The 10,504-nt window shown below is 30.9% G+C and carries 9 protein-coding genes and 1 pseudogene; 4 read left to right on the top strand and 6 right to left on the bottom strand.

What is annotated here, in order from left to right; genetic code table 11:
• The coding region (locus ABWO04_RS07565; protein ID WP_353078776.1) for a gluzincin family metallopeptidase at positions 1-2,168 on the bottom strand (2,168 nt) is incomplete at its 3' end.
• Positions 2,169-2,269: 101 nt separating this feature from the next.
• On the opposite strand from ABWO04_RS07565, the gene ABWO04_RS07560 reads away from it, so the two are divergent.
• From ABWO04_RS07560 to ABWO04_RS07550, 3 genes are all read left to right on the top strand, one after another.
• Positions 2,270-4,267 (top strand): endonuclease, encoded by a 1,998-nt coding sequence (locus tag ABWO04_RS07560; RefSeq protein ID WP_353078774.1) that lies wholly within the window; start codon positions 2,270-2,272, stop codon positions 4,265-4,267.
• Between the two features lie 62 nt (positions 4,268-4,329).
• Positions 4,330-5,265, top strand: a complete 936-nt coding sequence (locus ABWO04_RS07555; RefSeq protein WP_353078772.1) for a malate dehydrogenase — start codon at positions 4,330-4,332, stop codon at positions 5,263-5,265.
• Between the two features lie 192 nt (positions 5,266-5,457).
• A complete protein-coding gene (locus ABWO04_RS07550; protein ID WP_353078770.1) occupies positions 5,458-6,135 on the top strand; it encodes a hypothetical protein in 678 nt (225 codons plus the stop codon).
• A gap of 72 nt (positions 6,136-6,207) precedes the next feature.
• Here the strand turns inward: ABWO04_RS07550 and ABWO04_RS07545 are convergent, their stop codons facing one another.
• From ABWO04_RS07545 to ABWO04_RS07530, 4 genes are all read right to left on the bottom strand, one after another.
• Positions 6,208-6,720, bottom strand: a complete 513-nt coding sequence (locus ABWO04_RS07545) for a DUF4442 domain-containing protein (RefSeq protein ID WP_353078768.1) — start codon at positions 6,718-6,720, stop codon at positions 6,208-6,210.
• 1 nt (position 6,721) lies between these two features.
• Positions 6,722-7,672, bottom strand: coding sequence for an NAD(P)H-dependent flavin oxidoreductase (locus ABWO04_RS07540; RefSeq protein ID WP_353078766.1), 951 nt, complete (start codon positions 7,670-7,672; stop codon positions 6,722-6,724).
• A gap of 107 nt (positions 7,673-7,779) precedes the next feature.
• On the bottom strand, positions 7,780-8,376 hold the full coding sequence (locus tag ABWO04_RS07535) for a hypothetical protein (RefSeq protein ID WP_353078764.1): 597 nt from the start codon (positions 8,374-8,376) through the stop codon (positions 7,780-7,782).
• A gap of 104 nt (positions 8,377-8,480) precedes the next feature.
• Positions 8,481-9,194 (bottom strand): bacteriorhodopsin-like, encoded by a 714-nt coding sequence (locus tag ABWO04_RS07530; RefSeq protein WP_353078762.1) that lies wholly within the window; start codon positions 9,192-9,194, stop codon positions 8,481-8,483.
• A gap of 113 nt (positions 9,195-9,307) precedes the next feature.
• Here ABWO04_RS07530 and ABWO04_RS07525 point away from each other — a divergent pair, with 113 nt between their 5' ends.
• Positions 9,308-10,204 carry a Brp/Blh family beta-carotene 15,15'-dioxygenase gene (locus tag ABWO04_RS07525; protein WP_353078760.1) on the top strand — a complete coding sequence of 299 codons (897 nt, stop codon included), beginning with the start codon at positions 9,308-9,310 and terminating at the stop codon, positions 10,202-10,204.
• Positions 10,205-10,272: 68 nt separating this feature from the next.
• On the opposite strand, the pseudogene ABWO04_RS07520 reads toward ABWO04_RS07525, so the two are convergent.
• A pseudogene (locus tag ABWO04_RS07520) lies at positions 10,273-10,504 on the bottom strand (molecular chaperone DnaK); the annotation flags it as partial.

The following is a 10,504-nucleotide window of genomic DNA, read 5'->3' as shown; positions in this document are numbered from 1 at the left end:
GAATAATTTTCTGAATTTTTTGTAGAAACAAAATTCGATTTTTCTCTGTTTACGTATACCTGTCGTATTAATAAGCCTTCACCTTGGTTTTTTCTAAAATTTGGATGTCTAAATCTGAAATTTACACTTGGTGTAATTTTAGTATAAAAGGCATCAGGTGCATAGTGTAAACGGGTTCCTGAAACAGCATATCGGGTGTTAAAATGAGTACTGTTGCGGTTAATATCGTTAAAACTAAATCCAGCGCCTCCAGCAAGTGTTCCAGTTTTAGAAGAAAAATTAGGCGAAATATCGTAATTAAATGGCCTGTCAATTACCGATTTGTTATTGAAATTCATACCCAATAACAAGCCGTCATATAAGTTGTATTCGGCAGTTGGAACGAAAAACACCTGGTTGTATTTTGGATTTTCAATGTCTTTAAAAAAGGTAAATCTAATTTTTCTGTTTCCTAAAAATCGATTTTTTAATTTGTACGAATTGTTATTGTTGTTTAATTCTGGAATTTCATACGTATCGTTTAAAACGAATTTTGTTATACTATCGTTTTGTATTGAAAATGTAAAAATGTCGGATTGATTTTCAATCCAGTTTTTACTTATTAATTTGTTTTTCTGATAGCCAGAAATAGAAATAGGCACTTTGGCATCGCCTACATTTTTGATTGTTACTTCTATAGCATCGTTTGTTTTTTTGGTTTGAATTATTTTGTAATCAATTTTATTTCTGGAATAAATTAATTCGTTAAAAAACCAATTTAAATCTTGTTTTGAATTATATTCTAAAATTGACTTAAAATTTTGACTATCAGTATATTTGAATTTATTTAATTCTATATATTGTTTAATTGAATTTTCTACATAATTTTCTCCTAAATAAGCGTTCAAATAATGAAGCGAAAGCCCAGATTTGAATTTTCCGGCTATTCTTTCATTGAATTTTATTTGGGTGTTTTTTTCTGTTCCAACGGGTTGATCAATATTTTTTCGCGCCATTAATAAATAATTATAAATGAATTGTTCGGTAAAATTCATAGAAATTATCTTGTACTTTTTTAGAATTTTAAATCGAGCTAATTTTCCAAAAGCTTTAGTTTCGGGATAGTTTTCATCTATGTATTTTTTAAGATAATAATGCTGAATGCCTTCTAAAATCCAATGGTCTTTTCTGAAATTAATTTTCAAATTCGCCATTAAATAATTATTTAAATAGGTTTTTAAGAATTTCAATTCAAATACAAAATCATCGTTAAATGGAGATATTAAAGAAGGCAATTCATTCAATCCATAAAACGCCTCTCGGTCATAGTCTTCCTGCGAAACTATTATTTTGTTTTGTTGAGATTTTCCCAGATTATCAGCTACATAATTGGTAATTTTATCAATAATTTGATTCTTTTGGTTTTGGCTTAAATCGACAGATTTTAAATTGCTAACAATTATTGTTTCCTTATTTTTATAAGTTTCGTAGCTGTTTTTCTTTTCTAATACAATTGCAAAATTAGTACGTAAATTACCTCTTAATTTTGAAGCGTTTGGTGTCGTGTTTTCTACTTCCAAATCAGAATTAATAGTGTAGTTATCATGCTGTATTTGAATAGTATAACTCGCTATTTCTGAAGTTAAATCATCACTATTTTCTTCGCTTTGACTTTCGGAATCTAACTTAGAAAGCATTAAAAAACAATTTCTCAAATACAGTCTGTTTTCTGAGTAGCCAAATTTCGTGAATTTAGAGTTTGGTAGCGTGATTTCATATGCTATTTTGATAGTTGTAAATTCTCCTGTAGCCAAAGGTTTTTCGAGAGGAATGATAACAATATCGATTTGATTTGGTTTTCTGAAATACGATAATGACTTTTTATTTTCATTAGTAATTGAAATTATATTGGTTCCACCACGTTCCGAATTGCTTGAAAGGTGATAACTTCTATTAAATTCATCTGAAAACTTTTTTGCTAATGCTGAGCTTTTACTGGAAAAAGCGTGATTCCAATCGTTTAAGACAATTTCTGAAAGCGCAGTTTTTGATGTATTTTTAATCGTAATTTCTTCAAAAACAGCAATTTTCTTTCCGTTTTCAAGGATTTTCGCATCAATAGTAATCTCATTTTGTGAGAAGGATTGTAGCGCAAATAAAATAAAAAATACGATTCTAATTTTTGTCATTTTTTCTTTAAAGAAGTCAATATTACTAAAAAAAAGGAAATAATCATAAGAAATCACCTTAATTATGACTAGTTTTGTGTAACTTTTCAAATGAAAATTAAATGAAAATAAAATTATTTTTATTATTTCTGACTTCCTATTTCTCTTTTTCACAGGTTGTAATTAATGAAATAGACCCTGATACCCCTTCTACAGATCAAAAAGAATTTATTGAATTAAAATCGGCAACTGCTAATTTTTCATTAAATGGATATGTATTGGTTTTTTTTAATGCTTCAAGTACAAGTCCTTATGCTGGAACGTTAAGTTACAACGCTATTGATTTAGATGGTTATACTACAGATGTAAATGGGAATTTTTTAGTCGGCAATGTTTTGCTTACACCAACACCTGCCTTGTCTATGTTAGATGCTACGCTTCAAAACGGACCTGATGCTATTGCATTGTATCAAGCAAATGATACCGATTTTCCTTTAAATACTCCTGCAACAGCCACGGGTTTGGTTCACGCCATTGCGTATTCAAATACAGCTTCTACACAACCAACCGCGTTAATGACTATTTTAAATCTAACGGTTTGTGTAAACGAAAATGCCACTTCAAATGCGGCCAATCATTCAATTCAAAGAAAAGTTGATGGCACGTATGAAGTAAAAGCACCCACACCAGGTATGAATAATGACGGTTCAGGAATTGTTTTAAATTATATGACTACCACTTTTAATGCGAATACGTATACTGAAGGACAAACCGTTACTATTACATTTACTACAGATACGCCAGTAACCGCAACTACTACTTTTTCCATTTCTTTAAACAATGGAAATTTCAATTCAGCAGATTATACTTTTGATACTACTAATTCAGTAACCATACCTTCTGGTGCTACTTCAGTTACAAAAATAATTACTTTAATTGATGATACTTTGGAAGAAGGCGATGAAGAATTTGTCCTTTTTATTTCGGGTTTACCCGTAAATGTAGTTTCGAGTAATAATTCGATTGTAAGACGTGTGGCAGATACGGATTTTCAAGTCTTAAATTTTGGCACGCCTTTAGCACCTTCTTACAACTTGACTGCAAGTACTAATCTAGCGGTTTATTACGCTTCGTTAGAGGGTTTATCTGGTGCGGCATTAAAACAAGCCCTTCAAAATATAATTGCGAATCCGTCTGTGGTACGATTACATAGTTATGCAGACATTTGGGAAATCTTAAAAACTTCGGATCAAAATCCTATGAATAGTGGGCAAATATGGGAAATTTACTTAGAACAACCGATGTCTAAAATAGACCAACAACAAAGTTCCAGTATTGTAGGTAAATGGAATAGGGAACATATTTTTTGTCAATCGAGAGGTGGTTTTGTGGTGGCAAATAATGATTCGGCAGATGGAATTGGGGTTTGGAATTCTACAAGTGCGGCTTCCACAGTTGATGGTGTTTCTGATGCACATCATATAAGAGCAGTAAACGGACAAGAAAATTCATCCAGAAATAATAAAAATTATGGCACGGTGAATTCCGCAACTGTTTATGCCGGAGCTACTGGTACTCAAGGTTCTTGGCGTGGTGATGTAGCCAGAGCTTGTTTTTATATGGCTGTTCGATTTAACGGTTTAAATGTTGTAAATGGCGATCCAAGCGAAAACAATGGCGCAAATCCTTCAGGAAATATTGGCGATTTAGCAACTTTATTAAGTTGGAACCTTTCGGATCCGAGAGACGATTTTGAAATGAATAGAAACAATTATATACAAACTTGGCAATACAATAGAAATCCATTTATCGATTATCCGTTATTGGCGAATTATATTTTTGGTGCGCAATTCGGACAACCTTGGTTTGCGGCTTTGGCAAATGAAAGTTTTGAAACAACAGATGTAAAAGTATATCCAAATCCGGCTACAGAACATATTTTTGTTTCAGGTATTACGAATTTTTCTAAGGTGGAAATTTTTTCTGTGTTGGGAACGAAAGTTTTTGAAAAAACAGGTATTGAAGACCAAATAATTCCTATTTCTTTTCAAGCAGGAATGTATTTTGTTAAAATTAACACAAATGATGAACAAATCATAAAAAAAATAATCGTGAAATAACGTAAAATTGTTTCATTATCAATATTTTTGTAAAAAAATAACAACTCAATATAATTTATACAATGAAAGTAACAATAGTAGGTGCAGGAAATGTAGGTGCATCATGTGCTGACGTAATTTCTTACAGAGGAATTGCAAGTGAAGTAGTTTTATTAGACATTAAAGAAGGATTTGCTGAAGGAAAAGCAATGGACATTATGCAATGTGCTACAACTACAGGCTTTAACACACAATTGACTGGAGTAACTAATGATTATTCTAAGACAGCTAATTCAGATGTGGTAGTAATTACTTCTGGAATTCCAAGAAAACCAGGTATGACTCGTGAAGAGTTAATTGGTATCAACGCTGGAATTGTAAAATCTGTAGCAGAAAACATTTTAAAATTTTCTCCAAATACCATAATCGTAGTAGTGTCTAATCCTATGGATACGATGACGTATTTAACGTTAAAAGCTACAGGTTTACCAAAAAACAGAATTATTGGAATGGGTGGTGCTTTAGATAGCTCACGTTTCAAATATTATTTATCAAAAGCATTAAACAAACCATCAAACGACGTTCAAGGTATGGTTATTGGTGGTCATGGTGATACTACTATGATTCCATTAACACGTTTGGCTTCTTATAATGGTGCCCCAGTGTCTAACTATTTGTCACAAGACGAATTAGACAAAGTAGCTGCGGATACTATGGTAGGTGGTGCTACATTAACTGGTTTATTAGGTACTTCAGCTTGGTATGCTCCAGGAGCTTCTGTAGCGTATTTAGTAGATTCTATCTTAAATAACCAAAACAAAATGATTGCTTGTTCTGTTTTATTAGAAGGTGAATACGGACAATCAGATATTTGTTTAGGTGTACCCTGTATTATTGGTAAAAACGGAGTACAAGAAATTGTTGACGTACAATTAAACGATGCCGAAAAAGCAACTTTTGCAAAATCTGCAGAAGCAGTTAGAGCTATGAATGGCGACTTAAAAGCGGTTTTATCATAAACCCTTTTTAACTATATATAATAAAGCCTGTAGGGATTTCTTACAGGCTTTTTTTTGTTTGAATAGGTACGCAGATTTGTATGATTTTAATTGCGCTCTTTGCGAATTACCTTGCGTACTTTGCGGTTAAATATATTACGTTAATTAAAAATAATATTTTTCTACTTTATTTTTAATTTGTATCTTTATATTATGAGACATAAAATTCAAATATCCATTCCAGAACCTTGCCATAAAGGTTGGCAAAATATGACACCTGTTGAAAAAGGTCGGTTTTGTGCGTCTTGTCAGAAAACAGTTTTAGATTTTACACATTTATCTGATAATGAAATTATTAATTTGGTTAACAAGAATGATAATTTATGTGTAAGAATAAACACTTCTCAACTCAATAGAAATTTAATCGAAACCAAAAGAACGTCTAATTATTTTGGTTATTTAGCCACCTCAGTTTTAGCTTTTTTAGGATTAGGAATTGAAAGTGCAGTAGCTCAAGAAAAACCAGTACAGGAACAAACGGATTTGAAATATTTGAATAAAGCTACGGATTCTGTAAATAAGTTTACTGTTAATGGGTATGTTAATATGGATGGTAAACCTTTTGAAGGTGTTAATATTATAAAAATGAACTCTAAAATCAGAGTAATTTCAGATAGTTTAGGAAAATATTCAATCGAAGTTAATATAGGAGATGTTTTAGAATTTAGTTTTTTAGATGTTGAATCAAGAAAAATTCAAATCGTAGATAATAGAAAAGTATATAATGTTACTATGGCTCCTATTGTTAATGAATTACATATCGTTGGTTTAGTTAGAAAACGCACTTTCTTCGGCAGAACTTTCCGTAAAATTGGTAATTGGTTTCGATAGTTTTTTTACTCAGTTTGAAAGGTTTAATATTTGATTTTGCGTTTTTTGCGAAAATCCTTGCGTACTTTGCGTTTAAACTTTCAAACCTCTTTTCTGCTTATAATACGCTTTTGTAGCAATATATAGCGTTTTGTCTAATTCCGCGAAAATGGTACCGTTTTTATCCGTAATATGAAGGGTTTTCATATAATCTATTTCGTTTTCAGCTTTTACTTTCTGTAGGATTTCGTTAATTTCTGTAGTTGTAAATTCAAAAGTTGCAAAGGCGTGTTCATATGCTGGGCGTTTAAATTTGATATCCGTTTTTTTATCCCAAACTACGTAGTCTTTTCCTAAAATTTGCATTAACTGAATCATATAAATTGGATCAGTTGCAGCAAACAAACTGCCACCAAATATGGAACCTACATAATTTTTATTTTTGTAGGATAAAGGAATTTTGATTTTTACTACATGTAAATCTTCAGAAGCGAATATAATTTTTCCACAACTTCTTTTATACATAGGCGAAAGGTTAAAACCTACTTTGAAAAGTGTAGCTTTTTTAAAATATCTACTTAAAAAAGTAAAAAGCGTTTCGTACATATTAAACCGTTAGTTTTTTTACAATTTCCGCAACGGGTAAAATGGCGTGCGTGTCTTCAATACTTGGGCCTGCAACCCAAACTGTTTTATAAGTTACTTCAGTTGCTGCTTTTTCAGTTGCTTTCATTCCGATGTAAAAACGAATCATTTTGACCCATTTTTTTAAACTTTTGTTTTTATTTAAAACTTGTTCCAACCAAGTAGTTTTTGTGCCTACTTTTTGAACATAAGGCGTATTGATTACCGAACAAGGAGTGCCTGAAATACGTTCAGTCATTATAATGTCTTTAGCGCCATAATCTACACAGGCTTGTTTGTATTCTTGTGAAACGCCAGCTTCTGTTGAAGCAATAAACGGACTTCCAACAGAAACACCAATTGCACCATAAGCAAGCATTTTGTCTATATCAGATTTTTTACTTACTCCACCAGCGGAAATAACGGGTAGGGAAGTACCCTCGTTTAATTGTTTGATTAATACTTCAGGTGAAAGATTTCCTCTGTGTCCGCCGGCTTCATTATTTACAGCTACTAATGCATCTGCACCTAAAAGTTCCACTTTTTTAGCGAAGCTTAAATCAGTAACATCACAAAATACTTTGACACCTACTTGGTGTGCTTGATTAATCGTTTCTTCTGGTGAACCTAATGACGTTAATATAAAATCGACTTTTTCTTCACATAAAACTCGTAATTGCTCTTTGTATTTAAGGTTCGATTTATTTACGATTAAATTAAAACCAAAACTGCCGCCATCCACTTTTGCATTTCTCAATTCGATGATGGCGCTTCGTAATTCTTCTAATGTTCTATAATTTAAGGCAGGAATACAACCTGCTACACCGCTTTTCATACCTTCAATAACCATTTTAGTATTGGATACCAAAAACATAGGCGCCATGATTATAGGGTATTTTAAATTTAAAATTTCGGTTAATTGTGGTTTTGACATGATTGTAAAGTTTATTCAAATATACTAAAAATAATAGGCGTGCATATAAAAAGTATGTAGGTAAAATCTTTTATCTATTTTCTTTTATCTTAAATCTAAAGTTTAATTTATTTCTTCGGATCGTAACGTCGTGTAACTTCGTTAAACTTATATTTATTTGTTTGAGTTTTTGTAGATAAATGAACTTCGTAATCCTTGGTTAAAGTAAATTCAAAGCCTTCTCTTCTTGTTTTATCAACGGTTTGAGAGGCCGTTTTGTTTTTATCTAAAAATTGAGTTTCTTTAATTTGACTCACGGTTTGAATATTACCTAATATTTTTATTTTAGTGGTGGCTAATTCCCAAATTTCATTCGAAGTGATTAATGCATTCTCTTTTTTTAATTTGGTTTCCGTCAATATATTTTCAGTATAACTAAAGTGATATAATTTTACATTCCCAATAGTAAACGATTTGATTTTAAAATTCGTTGGCTGTTGTGTTTTGTCAGTTGCAGTTATTTCTTTAAGGATAATGGTTTCCTTTTTTCCAGCATTGTCAAGTAATATCGCTAATTTCTGTTTGCCACCTTCCATGATAATTTCGGCTTTTAAATTTTCAAAAGTGGCTAAAGCGGTGGAAGTTGCTTTTACTGGTGTTTTAGGTTTTTGAGCGAAACTAACAGTAGTTAATAGAAGTAGTAAAGCAAGTAGTACGTTTTTCATGTTGAAAATTTTTAAGTATTTGGTGTTACCAAAGTACAAAATAATTTTCATAAAAAAAACCGGCAAGAATTTTCTTACCGGTTTTAATTTATATTTTAAAAGAATTAGTCTTTTTGAGATTGAACAGCTAAGTTATAAATCACTAAACCAAATCCAATTTTGTTGATAGCATCAGCAATGTTGTATGCAATATCAATATTTCCTGAAGGAATCATTGAGTTGTACCATCCTGTTGTTCCCATCATGTATCCTAAAGGATAGATAGCCCAACCTACTAATACAAACCAGCATAAGATTTTGTGAGCAGCTAATACGTTTCCGCCAGCAGCTTTAGCTAATTTAGAAGCAGACCCTAACCATATTTCGTAAACAATTACAAAATATGCTAATCCTGAAATACCACCCCATAAAGCAGCTGAATCTTTGTAAACCGTTTCACCTAAGTACCCAGTTACTAACATAACTACTGATAAACCGATCATTTTCCATAATAAATCTGTTTTTGCACCAGCAACTTTTAAGATTAGGAAAAACTCTAAACACATCAACGGCACTGTTAAAACCCAGTCAACGTATCTAAAAAATGTTGGAGATTGTCCAACTTCAGCCCAATATTCTTTCATGTAGAAGTAGTGAACTGCGGCAATAAATGTAATTAATCCAGAAACCAGAACAGATGTACGCCATTTTTTATCAAATTGATTTAATGATAAAAAGAAAAAAGCAGATGCTGCCATCATTGCCATACATCCTACAAAGAAAGTAAAGCCTACGTAATCATTTGATAACATTTCTTTCATTAATAATAAATTTTTCATAATTTTTTGTTTTTAGTTAATAATAAATGTTAATTTGTTATTTCAAAGTTAAAAAAACAATTTTTAATAAACAAACTTTTTGTTTATTATTTTTAAAAAAAAGATAAACAAAAATGAAAAATTACTATAAAATCGCCATTATACTTAGCTTCTTTGGATTATGGCTGACTTCTTTTTTTTCAATTGAAAATCAGATAATTACGGGTTTTTCTTTAATTTTGACCTTCGGAATCTTACATGGCGGTAACGATATTTTGATTGCAAAGAACATTTTGTTACAAAAAAAAGCGTATTCTTTTATTCAAATTCTATGTTTTTACATTGCGATAATTAGTTTTTGTTCCTTTTTATTTTATTTGATACCTGCTGTAATACTGTTTTTGTTTATTTTGGTAAGTGGTTATCATTTTGGAGAACAACAATTACGGTTTTTAAATAATCATAAAAACAAAATAATAATTCAAAGTATTCAATTGTTTCATGGTTTATTAATTTTGTTTTTCATGTTTGAATTTCATAGCAAACAAGTTCGAGATATTATTTTTGATATTACTTCGGTTGAAATTACTCCAAATTATATCACATATAGTTTGTATGGTATTTTGATAGTATTTAGTTTCGGATGCCTATATTTATTTGTAGAATTTAAAAATCTAACTAAAACTTTATTTAAGGAGTTGTTTTTTCTATTAGTATTTATAATAATTTTTAAAGTATCATCTCTAATTTGGGGTTTTACAATTTATTTTATTCTTTGGCATAGTTTACCTTCTATATTTGATCAAATTACGTTTTTGTATGGAGACTATTCAAAATTAAATTTTATAAAGTACATTAAGGCTGCAGCCTTGTATTGGTTTGTTTCATTAATAGGCTTGGCTATTTTCTATTTTTTTCTTAACGACATTAAACATTTCAATGCTTTGTTTTTTGTGTTTTTAGCTGCAATAACATTTCCGCATGTATTGGTAATTTTATTCATGCAACTTAAAATAAAAAAAACCGAGTAATTTCTTACTCGGTTTTTTGCTATTTAAATTTAAGTTTTACTCGTAAATCTTACTTCGTAACTCGTAAATTATTTTACTTCTTCAAATTCTACATCTTGTGTAGTATCACCTGAAGCTTGTGGTTCTGCTTGTGCAGCCCCTTGAGCATCTCCAGTGTTATACATTTCAGCAGATGCGTTTGTCCAAGCTGTATTGATTTTCTCTAAAGCAGGCGTAATTGCAGCAACATCTTTTGCTTCGTAAGCCATTTTTAATTCAATTAAAGCTAAGTTAATGGCTGTTTTGTTATCTTCTGATAAT

Source organism: Flavobacterium sp. (genome assembly GCF_040382755.1).
Classification (GTDB): Bacteria; Bacteroidota; Bacteroidia; order Flavobacteriales; family Flavobacteriaceae; genus Flavobacterium.
The sequence above is the reverse complement of the archived record's forward strand: the minus strand, read 5'-3'. Positions and strand labels throughout refer to the sequence as shown.

Coding starts and splice junctions, on each gene's coding strand:
- ABWO04_RS07550 (WP_353078770.1), top strand. CDS start 5,458: ATGAGACATAAAATTCAAATATCCATTCCAGAACCTTGCCATAAAGGT.
- ABWO04_RS07545 (WP_353078768.1), bottom strand. CDS start 6,720: ATGTACGAAACGCTTTTTACTTTTTTAAGTAGATATTTTAAAAAAGCT.
- ABWO04_RS07560 (WP_353078774.1), top strand. CDS start 2,270: ATGAAAATAAAATTATTTTTATTATTTCTGACTTCCTATTTCTCTTTT.
- ABWO04_RS07525 (WP_353078760.1), top strand. CDS start 9,308: ATGAAAAATTACTATAAAATCGCCATTATACTTAGCTTCTTTGGATTA.
- ABWO04_RS07540 (WP_353078766.1), bottom strand. CDS start 7,672: ATGTCAAAACCACAATTAACCGAAATTTTAAATTTAAAATACCCTATA.
- ABWO04_RS07535 (WP_353078764.1), bottom strand. CDS start 8,376: ATGAAAAACGTACTACTTGCTTTACTACTTCTATTAACTACTGTTAGT.
- ABWO04_RS07530 (WP_353078762.1), bottom strand. CDS start 9,194: ATGAAAAATTTATTATTAATGAAAGAAATGTTATCAAATGATTACGTA.
- ABWO04_RS07555 (WP_353078772.1), top strand. CDS start 4,330: ATGAAAGTAACAATAGTAGGTGCAGGAAATGTAGGTGCATCATGTGCT.